This window comes from Staphylococcus sp. B1(2026), from assembly GCF_058895785.1.
The window spans coordinates 1-19,565 of record NZ_JBZXTS010000011.1; the positions used below are offsets into that span (position 1 = coordinate 1).

Sequence of the window (19,565 nt, forward strand, 5' to 3'; positions counted from 1 at the left end):
AACACTCTTTGACAAAGAGCCCATTAAAACCTTGTTTTCTAATTGCTATCATTCATTTGATCATAAGAATATTCATTAGTTAATATAATATTCCCTTGTTCATCTACTAATTTATATTTTGCTGTACCGCCTTTTTTAGCAGTTAGTGTGAAAGTTTTAGTTTGAACACCTGAAATATCATAGTTTTGTGCAACATCACTATAACTGTGTTTAGCATCTTCTATATATAACTTACCTTTAACACTATCAATAGTAATTGCTTCAGTATAAGTTCTTGTTGCGCTCGTATGTGTTGATGTTTTTTCTTTTGAAGTATTTTCTTTATCATCTACTAATGTATCTTCTGTCGTTGTTTCTTCAGTTTTACCAGAACCTACAGCAACATAAATAATTGAATCTTTAGCAATTTCTTGACCTGGATCAGGATTTTGTCCTGTTATGACGACATTATCATTTGTATATGTGCCATCAACAACAATCTTATAATTTTTAGCATTACGTTGTGCTTCTGCTAATGACACCCCTAATAAATTTGGTACACTAACTGTTGCACGTGGTCCTTTTGATACAATAATAATTAATTTAGTATCAGCAGGAGAAACTTCTTCTCCAGCTTCAATATTTTGAGAAATAACTTTTCCTTTTTCAATTGAAGAATGTTCTTGTTCTTTATATGTTACTGATTTGAATTTTTGAATAGCTACTGATTTTTTTACTTGTGATAAACTATAACCTGTATAATCAGGCATTGTAATCGTTGATTTACCACTAGAGACACTTAAATCTATAGCTGTTGCTTTTGCAACTTTTTTCTCTGATGATGGTGTTGTTTCAATAATTAATCCCTTTGCCTTATGTTCATTTGCAACTTCATCTATTTTTCCTACTTTTAAACCAGCTTTTGTAATTTTTGCTGTGGCTTCTTCTACAGTCATATTTACAACATCTGGTACAACAACTTTATTATTACTAAAAAATAAATAAGAAATAATTAAAAAAACTAAAATGAATCCACTTGCTAATAATGCTAAGCGCCAAAGAATATTATTTTTTTTCTTGTGCGGATATTTTTTTAGTGGCATTTTCTTTTTCACACTTTCTTGCTTCACTTCAGGAATAGTCTGATGATTTTTATTGATAATTACTGTCGATTCATCTTCAACAACTTCACCACGTTCATTTTCAATTTTGTTAATTACTTGTGTATTAGCTAAAACACTAAATCCTAAAAATGGTGCTTCGTGTAAACGTGATTCATCTAAACAAGTGGCTAAATCATCTACCATTTCTTGTGCATTAACATAACGTTCGTTTGGATTTTTCATCGTTGCTTTCAATATAACATTTTTAACACTTTGTGGTACATTTGGTCTAAATTGTTCTATGTCTGGCAATGGTTCTTGTAAATGTTTTAAAGCAATGGCAATAGCTGATTCTCCACGATACGGAATATCACCCGTCAATAGTTCGAACATTGCTATTCCTAATGAATAAATATCACTCTGGACTGTTGCAATATTACCACGTGCTTGTTCAGGAGATAAATAATAAACTGTTCCCATCATCTGATGTGTTTGTGTTAAAGTCGTGTCACCATAAGAACGAGCAATACCAAAATCAGTAATTTTAGCAATACCATTTTTATCTATCAGAATATTTTGTGGTTTAATATCTCTATGAATCACACCATGTTGATGTGCATGCTCTAATCCTTCAGCTACTTGTTGCATCATAGAAACAACTGCTTCAAGCGATAGTTTTTTATGCTTATTCATATAAGATTTTAATGTTTCACCATTAACATATTCTAAAACTAAATAGTAATAATCATCTACATTCTCTACGTCGTAAATAGAAACAATATTCGGATGTGATAAACTTGTTACAGCACGTGCTTCACGATAAAATCTTTTTATTGCTGCTTCATCATTAGAATCGATTTTAAAAGTTTTAATCGCTACTTCACGGCCTAATATTTTATCTTCGGCTAGCCAAACTGTAGCCATACCACCAGTCCCTAAATGTGATTTTATTTCATATCTGTCAGATATTGTATGTCCAATCATTACATTCACCTCAATCGATTGATAGCAAAGCAATTGTAATATTGTCTTTGCCGCCTTTAGCTAAAACTGTTTTTACTAATTGTTTACCTAAAGATTTTAAATTCATAGATTTATCAATTATTTTTTTTATATGCATATCTACAAGTACGCCTGATAATCCATCTGAACATAATAAAACTAATTGAACATCTTTTTTGTCAATTTCATAAATATCTACTTGAATATTCATGGCTACACCAACAGCTCGTGTAATAACTGATCGTTTTGGATGTTTTCTAGCCTGTTCACTTGTAATTTCACCAGCTTTTAATAATTCACCTACAAATGAATGATCATCAGTAATTTGTAATAATCCTTGTTTTGTGACATAAGCATAGCCACGTGCATCGCCTAAATTAGCATAAATAATTTTGTCTGATAAAATAGCACATAAAACAATTGTTGTTCCCATTTTTTTTGACATCTTTTGATATTCTGCACGCTGAAACATATGTTTATTAATAGAATGTAGTGCTGTTACTAACCAAACTTGAACTTCTTCAGGCGTAAAATAAGGACATTGTTCCCAAGCAAAACGCAGAGAATTTGTTACCTCTTCGCTTGCTTTTTCTCCCTTCATTAAACCACCTACACCATCACATACAATCATTAATGGTTGTTTTGCTCGATTATAAAATATACCACCACTGTCTTCATTATTAGTTCTTTTTCCAATATGCGTAATAAAATATGTTGGATATTTATTCATAACAGCCTCCCAACTAGCTTTTAAATTTAACTATCTCTAATTACATAATATATTTATAGTGTAACAGATTAATCATAAAAGTCCACTATGTTATATTATTTTATTTAGACTCTATTTCCTTTTTACTATTTTTAGCACGTAATTGCCCGCAAGCTGCATCAATATCATCACCTTGTGTACGACGAATCGTAACATTAACACCTAAACGTTTTAATGCATTTTCAAAAGCAAAAATATCTTCTTTAGATGTACGTACATAATCTCGTTCAGGTACATAATTAATAGGAATTAAATTAACATGGCAATTAATATCACGAATACGTTTTGCTAATTCTTCAGCATGTTCAACTTGATCATTGACGCCACCCATTAAACCATATTCAAAACTAATACGTCGATTTGTTTTTTCTTGATAATATTTAATAGATTCTAATAATTTATCTAAATTATATGCTCTATTAACTGGCATTAAACGAGAACGCAATTCGTCATTAGCTGCATGAATAGAAACAGCAAAATTAATTTGTAAATCTTCATTTGCAAAATCATAAATTCTTGGTACAATCCCAGAAGTTGACACTGTAATATGACGTGCCCCAATATTTAAACCTGTTTCATGATTGATAATTTTTAAGAAATCCATCATTTCATCATAGTTTTCAAAAGGTTCACCAATTCCCATAATAACAATACTTGACACACGTTGTTCAGTTGCATCTAATGCTTTTTGAACGGCTAATACTTGTGCAACAATTTCTCCAGCTTCTAAATTACGTTTTAATCCACCTAATGTAGATGCGCAAAATGTACACCCGATACGGCATCCGACTTGTGTCGTGACACATACTGAATTTCCATAATTATGTCTCATTAATACCGTTTCAATTGTATAACCATCTTGTAATTGAAATAAGAATTTCATCGTACCATCTTTAGATTCTTGTTTGATCACCGTTTCTAAAGTTGTCATAGAAAATTCCTCATTTAATTTTTGACGTAAATTTTTAGATAAATTTGTCATATCATCAAAACTATCTACTCGACGTTGGTATAACCATTCAAAAATTTGAGTTGCTCTAAATTTTGGTTCTTGCTGTTCAATCAACCAATCTTGTAATTGATCTAATCTTAATGAATAAATAGAAGGTTTTTCATGCTTAGGCATTAATTTACTAGGTTTTCTATTTTTTATTTGATAAAGTGTTTGCATCATTAATCCTTTCTTATTGTTTCTCTCTCATTTGCTTCATATTAAAACATTCTTGTCAATTTAGCAATATAAAAACCATCCATATTATGGATATGTGGCATTAATTGAATATCACCATGTTCATTACTTAAGTTTTGATATTTAACTGGTAATGTTTGACGTTTGAAATTTGGATATTGTTGTAAAAATTGAGCAATCACTTGTATATTTTCTTCATCATCAATCGTACAAGTTGAATAAACTAAACTGCCACCTATTTTCACTACTTTACTTGCAGATGATAAAATCTCTAACTGTAATTGACTAAGTGAATGAATATCTTCTAATGAACGACTATATTTAATTTCAGGTTTACGTCTTAAAACACCTAAACCTGAACAAGGTGCATCAACTAAAACAACATCAAATTGTTGGTCTTTGAAATTAGTCGATGTCGTTACAGCATCATATTGCTTAGTTGTCATATTAGTTAAATGTAAACGTGACATATTTTCTTTTATTAACTTTAATTTATGTTCGTGTATATCACAAGCAATGACATGACCTGTATTATTTAATTTCTCAGCTAAATGCATACTTTTACCACCTGGAGCCGCACAAACATCTAAAATCACCTGATTATGTTGAGGTTCAATAATATTAGCAACAAACATTGAACTTTCATCTTGTAAAGAGACCCAACCTTCTTGAAATAATTTTTGATGAATAATAGGTTGACCTATTATAAATAAACACTCATCTATATAATCACTACGCTGTACTTTATAATTTAATTTATTTAATTCGGTAATAACCTTATCTATATTGGTTAAATATGTGTTTACTCTAATTGTTTGTTGTGGTCGAGTCAAACTTGCTTGTGCTAATTCTTGTGTCGCTTGATAACCATACTGTTCAATCCAACGTTGTGCTAACCATTCAGGTAAACTATACATAAGTGATATTTTTTTACTATCATCTTTAATTAAATTAAAATCAGGTTGCCCTTCTCTTTGAATAGCTCTTAAAATGGCATTAACCATCCCTGAGGTTTTATGCCCTCCTTTAATTTTAGCAATATTTACTGCTTCGTTAATAATGGCATGTGATGGAATTTTATCTAAATAAAACATTTGGTAAACACTCATCATTAATAAGCGTTTGACCCAACCTTTAACACGTCCCTTTAATTTATCTTTAATGATATACTCTAAAGTAAGACGGTATTGTACTGTCCCATAAACTAATTCAGTTAATAAACCTTTATCTACTAAAGACAAAGTACTTTCTTTTAATGCATGATTGATGGCAATATTCGAATAGGCTTGTTCAACAAAAATTTTATCTAATACATTTAGTGCTAAAAACCTTACATTATTTTTCATCTATTACTCCTAATTGTTGCCCAACATAATCTATGTTATTTGTTAAAAATTGTTGTGCAGTAACACGTTTTTTACCCGCCAATTGTAAAGCTGTAATAATGATAGCTGTGTCATTACCTGTTGCTACAACAATACCATCTTTTTTCACTTCAATAATTGTCCCTGGTGTTGCACCATGTTTCGTTGATAATTGCACTTTAGTTGTTTCCCATATTTTTACATTTTGACCAGCTAAAGTTGTATAAGCCACTGGCCATGGGTTCATCCCACGTACTTGATTATAAATTACTTCTCCTGGCTTATGCCAATCAATCCATTCATCAGCACGCTTAATATTAGGAGCAAATGTTGCCAAATGATCATCTTGTGCTATTGCTTCGATACGTCCTGCTAATAATTCTGGTAAAGTGTCTTTTAATAATTTAGTACCTGCTTGTGATAATTTATCATGTAATGAACCGACTGTATCATTTTCTTCGATCGGTAAGCTTACTTTCGCTAACATATCACCAGCATCTAATTTTTTCACCATATACATCAAAGTAACACCAGCTTCTTGATCGCCATTAATAATGGCATAATGAATCGGTGCACCACCACGTAATTTAGGTAATAATGAAGCATGTACATTCACACATTTAAATCGTGGAATATTTAAAATCGCTTCTGGTAGTAGTTGTCCAAAAGCTGCAGTAATAATTAAATCCGGTTTTAAATCTTGAACAAGTTGAATTTCTTCAGGTAGAGAAATTTTATTAGGTTGATAAACAGGAATATTTAACTGTTCTGCCGCCACTTTAACAGGTGGCGGTGTCATTACCTTTTTTCGTCCTACTGGACGATCCGGTTGTGTTATGACAGCTACTACATTGTATGTTTCTTCTACTAACATTTTCAATATAGGAACACTAAACTCAGGTGTCCCCATAAAAATAACACGAATATCTTTTTTATTCATTATAATAAGCCTCCATTTCTTCATCCGTCGTAAAATACTTAGTCACTTTATTTGTAAATAACTCTCCGTACAAATGATCAATTTCATGCAAAATGACACGTGCTAATAGAGGATCTTTCGTCATGAATTCAATATCACGTCCTTTAACATCTTGACATTCAACTTTAATGCTATCCGGACGTGCAACTTCTCCCCATGTATCTGGAATACTTAAACACCCTTCTATATCTAAGTTTGTTGTTGGTGATTGCCAAACAACACGTGGATTAATTAAATGTAATACACCATCTTGCTCCAAATTAACAACCGCAACTTTTTGAGAAATGCCAATTTGTGGTGCGGCTAAACCCATACCATCATGTAATAACATTGTTTCTTCTAAGTCTTCTAATAATTTTTTTAATTTCTTGTCAAAATGTGTAACATTGTCTGCTTCTTGATTTAATATTTCATTAGGTGAAAAAACTAATTTTTTAATTGCCATAATATCTCCTTTTAAGCTAATTGATAGGGATTAATATCAATTTTAATACGCACACTATTTTTAGAGGATTTTGTATTAAAATAATGATTTAAATAATTCAAACTATCATATAAATTATGCATTTGACGATACTTTAAAATAATTTGATAACGATATTTATCTTTTATTTTTACAATAGTACATGCTGTTGGTCCTAAAATAATTGTTTGGGGATCCAAATGTTGTTGTAAAAACTGTGTAATAGTCTGTGCTACTTGTATAACTGTTGATTCAGAATGATGTTCAACTAAAATAGAAGCTAAATAATAATACGGCGTGTATTTACCAAATTTTCTATGTTGCATTTCTTTGTGATAAAATGCTTGATAATCTGCATGAATAACATCTGTAATTGCAAAATGTGTTGCATTAAATGTTTGAATGATTACTTCACCTGGTTTGGTATGTCTACCAGCACGACCACTTACTTGTGTTAATAACTGAAAAGTTTTTTCTGACGCACGATAATCAGGTAAATTTAATAAATTATCTGCCTCTATTACGCCAACTAGAGTAACATCTGGAAAATCTAACCCTTTCGCAATCATTTGTGTGCCTAGTAAAATATCTGCTTCTTTATTACCAAATGCCGTTAAATATTTTTCATGACTGCCTTTTTTACTTGTTGTATCAACATCCATTCGAATGACTCTTGCCTGTGGAAAATGATGAGCTAATGCTTCTTCAACTCGTTGTGTCCCAAATCCATTATCGCGAAATACATCACTATGACAATCTGGGCACTCATCTAATACGGGTTCTTCATGACCACAATAATGACATTTCATCATACCAGAACTTTTATGATAAGTTAAAGTCACGTCACAATGATGACAAGTCGGTACAAAACCACAATCTCGACAGGAAATAAAATTGGCAAAGCCACGACGATTTAATAATAAAACAATTTGCTCATTTTTATCCAAACGTTGTTGAATTTTATCTTGTAAGATTTGTGAAAATATTGTACGATTACCTGTTTTAACTTCTTCAGCCATATCTACTACCGTTACGGTAGGTAAGGCACGATCGTTAACACGTTGTGCTAATTGAACTAATTTGTAAACACCTTTTTGTGCTCGAGCATAACTTTCTATTGCAGGCGTGGCACTTCCTAACACAACTGGACAGTGATGTAAAGTAGCACGTTTTATGGCAACATCTCTTGCATGATATCTTGGTGAATCTTCTTGTTTATAAGTACTTTCATGTTCTTCATCAATAATAATCAATCCTAAATTTTTAAATGGTGCAAAAATACTCGAACGAGCACCTACACAAATTTTAGCTTGTCCTTTTAATATTTTACGCCATTCATCATACTTCTCACCTTGTGATAAGCCTGAATGTAATACTGCAACATCATCACCAAAACGTGCTTTAAAACGTGTTACCATTTGTGGTGTTAAAGCTATTTCAGGTACTAACATCATAGCTTGTTGTCCTTGCTTAAGTACTTCATCAATTAACTGTAAATACACTTCTGTTTTTCCTGAACCTGTTACACCATGTAGTAAAAACACATCGCTTTTTCGTTGTAAGACAGCTTGATGAATAGTATTAAAAGCTTGTTGTTGTTGTTGTGTTAATACTTTTTCTTGATCTCTTATAATCTCTTTTTGATATGGATTTCTTAATTGTTCTTGTGGGACAATATCAATCAATTGATGTTGTCCTAATTTATCTAAAACACCACGTGATACATTAAGCTGTTGCAATGTATCTGTTAACCAAATAGGTTGTGTTTGTTGACTCAATAAATTAAAAACCTCTCGTTGACGTTTTGTTAATATTATTTCAGATGGGACATCATTTTGTAATAATATAATAGCTAGCTTTTGTTTAATATTTAATTTTTGAGATACCACAATATCTTTATCTACCCAACCTTGAGCTACAGCATTAATTAATATTTTTAATTGTTGTTGTTCTATAGCTTCTTCATAACTAATGCTATTTTTAGATTGAAATATTTGTCGCATTTCATTATTATCTACAATTAATTTAAATATTTTTTGATAATTTGCTTTTAAAGCCGCTGGCAACATAGCTTCGAGCACCGCAATTCTTGTTGCCAAAACTTCATCACCTATTTGTTTTGATAGTTGTAGTAGTTCGGGCGTTAAGACTGGATATAAATCTTTGATATCTAAAATCGCTTTTAATTTACTATCTTCAATAGTTGTGTCATCAACTAAATTTAAAACAAATCCTTGTATTTTCCTATTGCCAAAGGGTACGATAACACGCATACCAGGCTGAATTAACACCTCTAAATGTGATGGTACAATATAATCAAATGTCTTATTGACTTGTTCAGCATTCACATCTACAATCACTTGTGCAATCATTTTTTATCATCACCCTCTAATTGCTTAACTATTGCTAATAAAATTTCTTTTGCGATATCTTTTTTATCTTGTAAAGGTATCTGGTATTGTTGTGTGGCAGTAATTAATGTAACTTCATTTTTTTGTGATTGAAAGCCTTGAGATTGTTGTGATACATCATTAGCGACAATCATATCTAAATTCTTTCTTTGTAATTTTTCTTTAGCATATGCTAGTAAATTAGACGTTTCGGCAGCAAAACCAACTAAAAATTGTGTTGTTTTATGTTGTCCCAAATAATGTAATATATCTATCGTTCTTTCAAAAATAATTACATCATCACCATCAGATTTTTTAATTTTATGATCCACAGGATGTTTCGCACGATAATCTGATACAGCTGCTGCTTTAATGACAATATCTACTTGTTCGTAATATTTAATAACTTCATCAAACATTTGCTGTGCGGTCGTCACTTTAATTAAATGTACACCTTCTAAAGGTGATAAATGCGTTGGACCAGAGATTAATATAACTTCGGCACCTAAATTTCGTGCCATTTCTGCCAAAGCATAGCCCATTTTTCCAGAAGAAGGATTAGAAATAAATCTAAAAGCATCTATTTTTTCTTGTGTTGGACCAGCAGTAATTAATATTTTTTTACCTGCTAATATTTTAGGCTGTTCTAATTGTGATAAAAACAGCATAATATCTGATACTTCTAGCAAACGTCCTTGCCCTACAATACCACATGCTAAAAAACCATTGGCTGAATTAAGTATTGTCACACCATCCTGACGTAATTGTTGTAAATTACGTTGCGTCACAGATTTTAATAACATATTTTCATTCATAGCTGGTGCTATAATAATTTGTGTAGTTGGTGGTGTTGCTAAATATGTAGAAGTAAGCATATTATCTGCTATACCATGTGCCATCTTAGCAATCGTATTGGCGGTTGCAGGTACAATTAAAAAAATATCTGCCCATTTAGCTAATTCAACATGTTGAATTTCTTCTGGATTAATTTCATCAAAAGTATCTATATAAACATTATTTCTAGAAATTGCTTGAAAAGCAAGAGGTGTAACAAATTGCTGTGCTCCAGCAGTTAAAATAACTTTCACTTCATAGTTTTGTTGAACCAACTTACTTGTTAAATCAATTGCCTTATAAGCTGCAATACCACCTGTTACACCTAATAAAATTTTTTTACGTCGCACATCGTCACCTCTTCTCTCTATTTATCTGCTATATTATAGCAAAAGACAGTAATTATGTAAAAAAGCGAAGCTTCATTTAAAGATTAACTTTTAATGACCACTTCACTTCATTATTTAATGTTTTTCGGCTACTACAATAGCACCTTCTGCGATTTCTTCTAGTGCTTTACCTACTTGTTTATGTGATTTATATTTTGGCAATAAATAGCTTTCTGGATGTTCTTGCATATCACGTGCACGTTTTGACGCAATAGCTACTAACATATATTTAGAATTAATTTTTGCTTTTAATTTATCTAATGAGGGATATAACATATTTTTCTCCTTTAAATATTATAATTTTGATCAGCTTCTATTAACATATGACGATACTTTCTTTCAACACGTTCTCGTTTCAAATGTTCTGCTTTAATAATTGCTCGGATACGTTCACAAGCAAGTTCTACTTCATCGTTTTCAACAACGTAGTCATATAAATGCATTAAATCTAATTCTTCTTTAGCTTTTAAAATGCGATTTTTTATCACGACATCATCTTCTGTACCACGTCCTTTTAGACGTTCAGTTAACTCTGATAAGCTTGGTGGTGCTAGAAAAATAAATAAAGCATTTTTTAATTTTTCTCTTACTTGTTGAGCACCTTGTACTTCTATTTCTAAAAATACATCTCGACCAGCATTCATTGTTTCACGTACATAATCAATTGGGGTACCATAATAATTATCAACATATTTTGCGTATTCAAGTAACCCACCTGTTTCAATTAATTTTTCAAATTGTTCTTTTGTTTTGAAAAAATAATCAACACCATCTACTTCACCTTCTCTCGGTAAACGAGATGTTGCAGAAATTGAATATTGGAACTCATTATTGGATTGTGAAAAAATTGCTTTTCTAACTGTACCTTTACCTACACCTGATGGTCCAGATAATACAATTAACAAACCTTTTTCTTCTAGCATGCTAGCTGTCCTCATCTTTCATTAATTACTGTATTTATTCATTATAAACAATAGACGTATAAAAGTCTAGCTTACTTGTTCTTTTATAATTAATTTCTTTACATAATAATATTTGAAACTTTTATCATTTACTTTCTAAAAAATAAAGGCTATGTTATGATAAATTGAATAATAACATAAGGAGATATATTATGGCATTTGACGGTTTATTTACACACTATATCACAACAGAATTAAATGAACTATTAGCATCAGGTAGGATTACTAAAATACATCAACCTTTTACTAATGAAATTTTACTAATTATTCGTTCACAAGGTAAAAATCATAAATTATTATTATCTACACACGCACAATACACACGTATTCAGTTAACAAATCAACAATTTACGAATCCACATGAGCCACCTATGTTTTGTCAAATTTTACGTCAACATTTAGAAGGTGGTATTATTCAAAGTATCGAACAATTTAATAATGATCGTATTATTTGTTTAACTATTAAAAATACTGATGATTTAGGAGATACTATCTACAGAAAATTAATTTTTGAAATTATGGGCAAACACGCTAATATGATTGTAATAGATGATAATCAAAAAATTCTTGATAGTATTAAACATTTAACCCCTAATTCAAATAGAAATCGTACTATTATGCCTGGTTTTAAATATGAGTTGCCTCCTACTGTCAATAAAATTAATCCTATCACTTTTGATTTTTCTCAGTTAGCATTAACATTAAATAACAATTATACAAGTCAGCAATTAGTAAAGTTATTTGAAGGTATTTCTCCATTGGTCGCTGACTATATTACTAAGCAAAATACAATTACTGATGTCACTCAACTATCACAACGCTTTAAATCATTATTAACCATTCCACAGTCAATACCTACTATATTTAATAATGGTAAAAAAGAGGATTTTTATTTTATACCTCTTGATTATAAACCATTAAAAGATTATCCAACATTAAGTGATTTATTAGAAGCTTATTATTTTGGTAAAGCTGATCGTGATCGTATTAAACAACAAGCTAGTGATTTAAGTCGTTATGTCAAAGCTGAATATGATAAAAATATTAAAAAATTACGTTTACTCCAACAAGATTTAGAAGATGCGCAACAAGGCGATTTATATCAATTACAAGGTGAATTATTAACAGTAAATCTTCATCAACTTCATAAAGGTATGCTACAAATCACTGTCGATAATTACTATACTGAGCCAATGACTTCAATGACAATTAACTTAGATCCATTATTAACACCTAATGAAAATGCTCAAAAATACTTTTCTAAATATCATAAATCAAAAACAGCAAAAATAGAAATTACGAAACAAATACAACTAACAAAACAAGAAATTGAATATTTTGACTTGTTAACACAACAATTAGATTATGCACAAGTAGCCGATATTCCAGGTATTCGTGAAGAATTAGAAGAACAAGGTTACCTAAAACAACGTCACAAAAATAAAAATAAAATCAAAAAAACAAAAATCATCGTAGATAGCTATTTATCACCTGATGGTATAAAAATTTATGTTGGAAAAAATAATAAACAAAATGATTATTTAACACATAAATTTGCTAAAGCGAATTACTATTGGCTACATGCTAAAGATATGCCCGGTTCACATGTCATTGTAGCGAGCGATCAATTACCAGAAGCAACTTTAAAAGCAGCAGCTATTTTAGCTGCTTATCATTCAAAAGGCGGTCAATCATCAAATGTCGCGGTTGATTACACACAAGTCAGACACGTTAAAAAACCTTCCGGTGCAAAATTAGGTTTTGTTAATTATTTCGAACAAAAGACAGTACATGTACATCCTGACAAAGAATATATTCGATCATTAGACAAAAACAAATAATTGGACTTTCATCTTATTTAACTCTACAATGAATTAAAATTAAAGATAAGAAAGAGAAGGTATATATTATGAAAATAGAACTAGGTATTAGTACATTTGGTGAAACAACTGCTTTAGAAACAACTGGAGAGCCAATTTCACATCCAGAACGTATTAGAAATATGGTAGAAGAAATTGAACTGGCAGATCAAGTCGGTTTAGATGTTTATGCAATTGGTGAACATCATCGTGATGATTATGCAGTGTCAGCACCAGAGATTATTTTAGCTGCGGGTGCTACTAATACAAAAAACATTCAATTATCAAGTGCTGTGACAGTTTTATCATCAGCTGATCCCGTACGTGTCTATCAAAACTTTGCAACTGTTGATGCTTTATCTAATGGGCGTTCAGAAGTGATGGTCGGTCGTGGTTCTTTTATCGAATCATTTCCATTATTTGGCTATGACTTATCTAACTATGAAGAATTATTTGATGAAAAATTAGATATGTTACTAGAAATTAATCAAAATGAAATGGTTAACTGGCGTGGTCGTTTAACACAAACAATTGATAATAAAGGTGTTTATCCACGTGCAGTGAATGATGGACAATTATCAATTTGGGTAGGTACTGGTGGTAATATGGAATCTACTTTAAAAATTGCAAGAAAAGGTTTACCTATTGCTTATGCTACAATTGGTGGTGACCCTACAGCATTTAAACCTTTAGCTGAATTATATCGTAAAGTTGCTAAATCAAGTGGACATGAACATGATAATATTAAAGTTGCAGCACATTCTTGGGGCTTTATTGCTGACGATACAGAAACAGCAATCGAAAAAAACTTCCACCCTACAAAAGTAATGATGGAACATGTTGCTAAAGACCGTCCAAATTGGCCAAAATTAACTTGGAATAGTTATTTAGACTCTGTTAGTGAAAATGGTGCCATGTTTGTAGGTGATCCAGAAGTTGTTGCGCACAAAATTATTCGTTTAGTTGAAGCAATGAAATTAGATAGATTTTTATTACATTTACCACTAGGTTCAATGCCACACGAAGATATTTTACATGCTATTCGCTTATATGGTGAAAAAGTAGCACCTATCGTTAGAGCGCATTTTGAAAATAAATAATAATAACCCTGAAAAGATAACTTAACTATCTTTTCAGGGCTATTATTTTATTGATTTTCTTCTGCTGTTGGATCAAATGATATAGTTGTTAATACTTTTTGACAACGAGAACAAACATTTAATTCATTTACTTCATCTACTACATTCCAACAACGTTCACATTTGTGACCTTGTGCTACTTCAACTTTAATTTTTGATAATGTAAAATCAGTTGCACCTTCAATATTACCATCAATTAATTCTACTTGACTTACAATGAATAATTGTTTTAAATCTTCGTGTAATTGTTGTAATAAAGTAATTACATCTTCTTCATTATTGGCAATGAACACTTTTGCTTCTAATGATTTACCAATCACTTTATTATTACGCGCTTCTTCTAAAGCTTTATTCATTTCATCACGTACTAACATAAATTTATCAAATTTAGTGGTAATTGATTGCTCATCTGCATAATTTTCTACTTGTGGGAATTCTGTTAAATGTACTGATGCTTCATGTTCATAAGACATATGACTATACACTTCTTCCATAGTGAATGCTAAAATTGGAGCTAATAAGCGAACAGATTTTGATAAAATCGTATATAATACTGTTTGAACATTGCGACGTTCTTGACCTTCTGGTGCTTCAATATATAAAATATCTTTAACATAATCTAAATAGAATGATGATAAGAAACCAGAAAAGAATGTTGAATATTCACTGATAAAATGATCGAAATCAAATTTCTCATAATCTGCTAATGTCTCTGCTACTAATTTATTGAAACGAATTAATACATATTTATCGACTTCATTTAATTCATCATAAGCAATGGCGTCTGTTGTTGGATTAAAGTCAGATGTATTACCTAATAAGAAACGGAATGTATTTCTTAAACGACGATAAGTTTCTGTTACTTGATCTAAAATTTCTTGTGAGATACGTACATCTTGAGTATAGTCTACTGATGCTGTCCATAAACGAATAATATCTGCACCACGTTTTTTAATTTCATCATTTGGAGAAATAACATTTCCAACTGACTTACTCATTTTCTGTCCTTTACCGTCCATAACAAACCCTGCTGATACTAATTCTTTATAAGGAGCTTGTCCTGAAATAGCAACTGAAGTAATTAATGATGAATTAAACCAACCACGATATTGATCTGATCCTTCTAAATATAAATCTGCTGGATATGTTAAATCGTCACGAATAGCTAAACATCCTTGGTGAGAAGAACCAGAATCAAACCATACATCCATAATATCAGTTTCTTTAACAAAAATACCGTTCGGTGATGCTGGATGACTATAACCTTCAGGTAATAAATCTTTAGCTTCTCTTTCTAACCAAACATTTGTTCCAAATTCGCCGACTAAGCTTGCAACATGTTCAATAATAACTGGATCTAAAATTGGTTCACCATTTTCACCATAGAATACCGGAATTGGGACACCCCATGCTCTTTGACGAGAAATAACCCAATCACCACGATCACGAATCATATTGTACAAACGTGTTTTACCCCATTCAGTGTAAAACTTAACATCATTGTCAATCACATTTAACAACTCATCACGGAAAGCATCAACAGAGGCAAACCATTGTGGCGTTGCTCTAAAAATAATTGGTTGTTTTGTACGCCAATCATGTGGATATGAGTGAGAAATATCACTTCTGGCTAATAATGCATCTTTTTCTTTTAATAAATCAATGATTTTTTCATTTGCATCAAAAACAAATTCACCTTTCATTAATTCAAATTCATCAGTATAACGACCTTGGTTATCGACTGGTGAAATAACTGGTAATTTATATTGTAAGTGACCTACTAAATAGTCATCTTCACCATGTCCAGTTGCTGTATGAACTGCACCAGTACCTGCGTCAGTCGTTACATAATCTGCTAAAAATACCATTGATTGGCGTTCTACAAATGGGTGTGCAGTTTGAATATATTCTAATTCACTACCTTTGAACTTTTTCTCTAGTGTATAATCAGCCCAATTAAAAGTTTCAGCTAATGATGCTAATAAATCCTCTACAACGATATATGACTGACCATTAACGGCAACTTGTACATAAGTATAGTCAGGATGTACTGCAATACCAACATTGGCTGGTAATGTCCAAGGTGTTGTTGTCCAAATAACAATATTCACACCATTATCAACGACATCTTTACCATCAACAACTTTAAAAGGTACGAATACTGAAGGTGAAACATGATCGTGATATTCAATTTCTGCCTCTGCTAATGCAGATTCAGATGATGGTGACCAATATACTGGTTTCAAACCACGATAGATGTAACCTTTTTCTACCATTTGACCAAAAACTTTAATTTGTTGTTCTTCAAATTTTGGATCTAATGTAATATATGGACGATCCCAATCACCAATACCACCTAAACGCTTAAAATCTTCTCTTTGTTGATCAATTTGTTCTAAGGCATAGGCTTCACATAAACGACGGAATTCTGCTACTGACATAGATTTACGATCTACACCACTATTTGTTAATTTTTGTTCAATTGGTAAACCATGTGTATCCCAACCTGGTACATAGGGAGAACGAAAACCATTCATATTTTTATAACGTACGATAAAATCTTTTAATAATTTATTTAAAGCGTGACCCATATGAATATTACCATTAGCATAAGGTGGTCCATCATGTAAAACATATGAAGGCTTATCAGCATTTTTAGTCATAATTGCTTGATATAAATCTAATTCTTCCCATCTTTTTAACATATCTGGTTCTTTTTGCGCTAAATTACCACGCATTTTAAATGCAGTTTTTGGCATTGATAATGTGTTTTTAAAATTTACCATCTTGACTCCTCCTTAAAAATAAAAAACTCTTATTCATTAAATAGGGACGAAACTTTCCGCGGTACCACCCTAATTAACTCATAAGAGTTCACTTTGTTAATATTAATAATTGAAAATAAAGTGATAATGAATTTGATTACTTTACTACCTCACACCATACGTAGTTCGCTTATTAAGTGATAACAAATCATCTTGTCTTTATGTAATATATTTTATTATAATCTAATTATTTGAAATTGCAAGAATTATTTTTTTAATATTTTAGCAACTTCTATTCTTATTTTATCTTTTCTCGTGCGTGAACCAATAGTAGTTAACTTACATCTACCATAACCTTGAATAGATATTAAGTCACCTTCTTCTATTATTTTACTTGTATCAGTAACTACAACATAATTTAATTTGACATATTCTTTATTAATAAGTGCTTGTGATTTACTACGCGAAATATTTAATACGCCACTTATGATGGCATCTAAGCGTAAATTACTCACTGTTAAAGCACTCTCTTGCCATTCTACCAAGGGGACAATAATTTCTGTTAGTGGTAATTGCTCGAGTGTTATTTTACTTTTACCGATACGTTGGAGATGTTGTTCAATATAATTAGCCATTGCTAATGTAGTTATAAATTGTACGTGCTTATTATTAACTAAAATATCTCCAATCATTTCTCGTTTAATACCTAAAGACATTAAACTCCCTAATACTTGTCTATGGTGAATATCATTAAATTTTTCAGCATAATTAACTTTGAATAATACTAATTCAAAATCACTTTTATCAGATTGATAATAAGCAGGATATATTAATAAACGTGTACGTTCTGCTTGTTCATAACCACCGTCATTATCATATCCAATATCTGCTTTAGATCCTAAAATAGTTTTAGCTATAATCATTTCTCTCGGTGTTAAAAAATAACTTAATTTCGGATAATAATTTTCAATCACTTGACGTTTTAAATCGGTCAAATAATCGATTATCTTTTTTTCATCATCTCTAAAATGAGTATATACTGACATATTAATGTAGAACCCCTAATGAAATAGCAATTTGAACTAAACCACGTTGAAATAAATTAATTAATAATATAGCAATAATGGGTGTGAAATCAATCATACCGATAGAAGTTGGTATAAATTTAATTGAACGAATACCACTAAATAATGGTTCGTATAATTTAGCTAATGTACGACCAATCACTGAGTTATATATTGGAGGTACCCATGACGATAGTACATAAACTAATAATCCTGTAGAATATATACTAATTAATTTGAATAATACTAGAAAAAATACTGTCATTTATCTTCCCCTTATTCTTCTTCAAATTGGCCATCAATAACAACACCTTGTGGCACACATAAATAAGTATCTTTGCTAATTAATTCTAATTGTGCATCTAATGCATAAACCGCACCACCTAAAAAATCAAAGATTCTATGGCGTAAATTTTGATCAATTTTTGTTAAATTTACAATAGTCACATTACCTTGTTTTAATTCATCAATTACATCTTTTGCTTCTGTAATTACAACCGGTTCAATTAATCTAATTGTTGTATTTGTCATCATATTTTCTCCTTAAAATTTTACTCTTGATAATTCACTAATGTTGTACCTAATCTGATATGTGTTGCACCTTCTTCAATTGCGATATGATAATCTTGACTCATACCCATTGATAAATAATCACAAGGTGCATGTTGATAATTCATTTGTTTAATATTATCTCTTAACTGCTTTAATGTTTTAAAACAGTGTCTGATTAACTGCTCATCTTGTGTATTAGGTGCTATAGTCATTAAACCAACAACTTTAATTTTATCATAAATTTGAATTTCTTCAATAAATTGCATTAATTCTTCTACCATTATACCATGTTTAGTTATTTCTTTTGAAACATTGACTTGGATAAAACAATGAATTGTTTTATTGGCATATTTTTGAATTTCTTTAGCTAAAGTTAATCTATCTAAAGCATGAAAGTAATCAATGTCATTAATAATTTTCTTTACTTTTCTAGTTTGTAATGTCCCTATAAAATGCCAAGTTATGTTAGGATATAAATTTTTTCTTGATAATAAATTATCTACTCTATTTTCAGCAATATTTGTTAAATTCGCATCAATTACATTTTTTAATACTTGTTCATCAACATATTTGGTTACTGCAATAATCTCTACAGATTGCTGGTGAGGAATTTGAGAAATTTTCTCATTAATATATTGAAGACGTTGTTTTATAGTCATTAATCATTCACCCCATTGCTTATTTTACACAACTAAAGAGTTGACATAATAATATTATTTTAACATATTAATATAATAAAAGTCAGACGTGTACATTTGTCTGA

The 19,565-nt window shown here is 30.8% G+C and carries 17 protein-coding genes; 2 read left to right on the forward strand and 15 right to left on the reverse strand.

Annotated elements, in window-relative coordinates; translation table 11 throughout:
* Nucleotides 1-38 precede the first annotated feature (38 nt).
* The 10 genes from pknB to gmk form a co-directional block, all read right to left on the reverse strand.
* The gene (gene pknB, locus AC5EAH_RS03200; protein WP_493493311.1) at nt 39-2,066 is read right to left on the reverse strand and encodes a Stk1 family PASTA domain-containing Ser/Thr kinase; all 2,028 of its coding nucleotides are present in this window, start codon (nt 2,064-2,066) and stop codon (nt 39-41) included.
* A 10-nt stretch (nt 2,067-2,076) separates the two neighbouring features.
* A complete protein-coding gene (locus AC5EAH_RS03205; protein WP_493493312.1) occupies nt 2,077-2,814 on the reverse strand; it encodes a Stp1/IreP family PP2C-type Ser/Thr phosphatase in 738 nt (245 codons plus the stop codon).
* A gap of 100 nt (nt 2,815-2,914) precedes the next feature.
* Complete coding sequence (gene rlmN / locus AC5EAH_RS03210) at nt 2,915-3,979, reverse strand: dual-specificity RNA methyltransferase RlmN (protein ID WP_493493347.1); 1,065 nt, start codon at nt 3,977-3,979, stop codon at nt 2,915-2,917.
* An 86-nt stretch (nt 3,980-4,065) separates the two neighbouring features.
* A complete protein-coding gene (rsmB, locus tag AC5EAH_RS03215; protein WP_493493313.1) occupies nt 4,066-5,388 on the reverse strand; it encodes a 16S rRNA (cytosine(967)-C(5))-methyltransferase RsmB in 1,323 nt (440 codons plus the stop codon).
* Entirely contained in the window at nt 5,378-6,346 is a 969-nt protein-coding gene (gene fmt / locus AC5EAH_RS03220) for a methionyl-tRNA formyltransferase (protein WP_493493314.1), read from the reverse strand. The genes rsmB and fmt overlap by 11 nt, the downstream gene beginning before the upstream one ends.
* Entirely contained in the window at nt 6,339-6,830 is a 492-nt protein-coding gene (def, locus tag AC5EAH_RS03225) for a peptide deformylase (protein ID WP_493493315.1), read from the reverse strand. The genes fmt and def overlap by 8 nt, the downstream gene beginning before the upstream one ends.
* A gap of 11 nt (nt 6,831-6,841) precedes the next feature.
* Entirely contained in the window at nt 6,842-9,220 is a 2,379-nt protein-coding gene (gene priA, locus AC5EAH_RS03230; RefSeq protein WP_493493316.1) for a primosomal protein N', read from the reverse strand.
* The gene (gene coaBC / locus AC5EAH_RS03235) at nt 9,217-10,422 is read right to left on the reverse strand and encodes a bifunctional phosphopantothenoylcysteine decarboxylase/phosphopantothenate--cysteine ligase CoaBC (protein WP_493493317.1); all 1,206 of its coding nucleotides are present in this window, start codon (nt 10,420-10,422) and stop codon (nt 9,217-9,219) included. Before coaBC ends, priA begins: the two co-directional genes overlap by 4 nt.
* Nucleotides 10,423-10,536: 114 nt before the next feature.
* Nucleotides 10,537-10,737 carry a DNA-directed RNA polymerase subunit omega gene (gene rpoZ / locus AC5EAH_RS03240; RefSeq protein WP_493493318.1) on the reverse strand — a complete coding sequence of 67 codons (201 nt, stop codon included), beginning with the start codon at nt 10,735-10,737 and terminating at the stop codon, nt 10,537-10,539.
* Between the two features lie 11 nt (nt 10,738-10,748).
* A complete protein-coding gene (gene gmk, locus AC5EAH_RS03245) occupies nt 10,749-11,384 on the reverse strand; it encodes a guanylate kinase (protein ID WP_493493319.1) in 636 nt (211 codons plus the stop codon).
* 191 nt (nt 11,385-11,575) lie between these two features.
* On the opposite strand from gmk, the gene AC5EAH_RS03250 reads away from it, so the two are divergent.
* On the forward strand, nt 11,576-13,264 hold the full coding sequence (locus AC5EAH_RS03250) for an Rqc2 family fibronectin-binding protein (RefSeq protein WP_493493320.1): 1,689 nt from the start codon (nt 11,576-11,578) through the stop codon (nt 13,262-13,264).
* 68 nt (nt 13,265-13,332) lie between these two features.
* Nucleotides 13,333-14,382: an LLM class flavin-dependent oxidoreductase gene (locus AC5EAH_RS03255; protein ID WP_493493321.1), complete on the forward strand. Its 1,050-nt coding sequence runs from the start codon at nt 13,333-13,335 to the stop codon at nt 14,380-14,382.
* 47 nt (nt 14,383-14,429) lie between these two features.
* Here the strand turns inward: AC5EAH_RS03255 and ileS are convergent, their stop codons facing one another.
* The 5 genes from ileS to AC5EAH_RS03280 all read right to left on the reverse strand — a co-directional run bounded on the left by ileS (nt 14,430) and on the right by AC5EAH_RS03280 (nt 19,461).
* Nucleotides 14,430-17,207 (reverse strand): isoleucine--tRNA ligase, encoded by a 2,778-nt coding sequence (ileS, locus tag AC5EAH_RS03260; protein ID WP_493493322.1) that lies wholly within the window; start codon nt 17,205-17,207, stop codon nt 14,430-14,432.
* Nucleotides 17,208-17,452: 245 nt separating this feature from the next.
* Nucleotides 17,453-18,232, reverse strand: coding sequence for a YlmH family RNA-binding protein (locus AC5EAH_RS03265; RefSeq protein ID WP_493493323.1), 780 nt, complete (start codon nt 18,230-18,232; stop codon nt 17,453-17,455).
* A gap of 1 nt (nt 18,233) precedes the next feature.
* Entirely contained in the window at nt 18,234-18,515 is a 282-nt protein-coding gene (locus tag AC5EAH_RS03270) for a YggT family protein (RefSeq protein ID WP_493493324.1), read from the reverse strand.
* An 11-nt stretch (nt 18,516-18,526) separates the two neighbouring features.
* Entirely contained in the window at nt 18,527-18,781 is a 255-nt protein-coding gene (locus AC5EAH_RS03275) for a cell division protein SepF (RefSeq protein WP_493493325.1), read from the reverse strand.
* A gap of 20 nt (nt 18,782-18,801) precedes the next feature.
* Nucleotides 18,802-19,461, reverse strand: a complete 660-nt coding sequence (locus AC5EAH_RS03280; RefSeq protein WP_493493326.1) for a YggS family pyridoxal phosphate-dependent enzyme — start codon at nt 19,459-19,461, stop codon at nt 18,802-18,804.
* Nucleotides 19,462-19,565 lie beyond the last annotated feature (104 nt).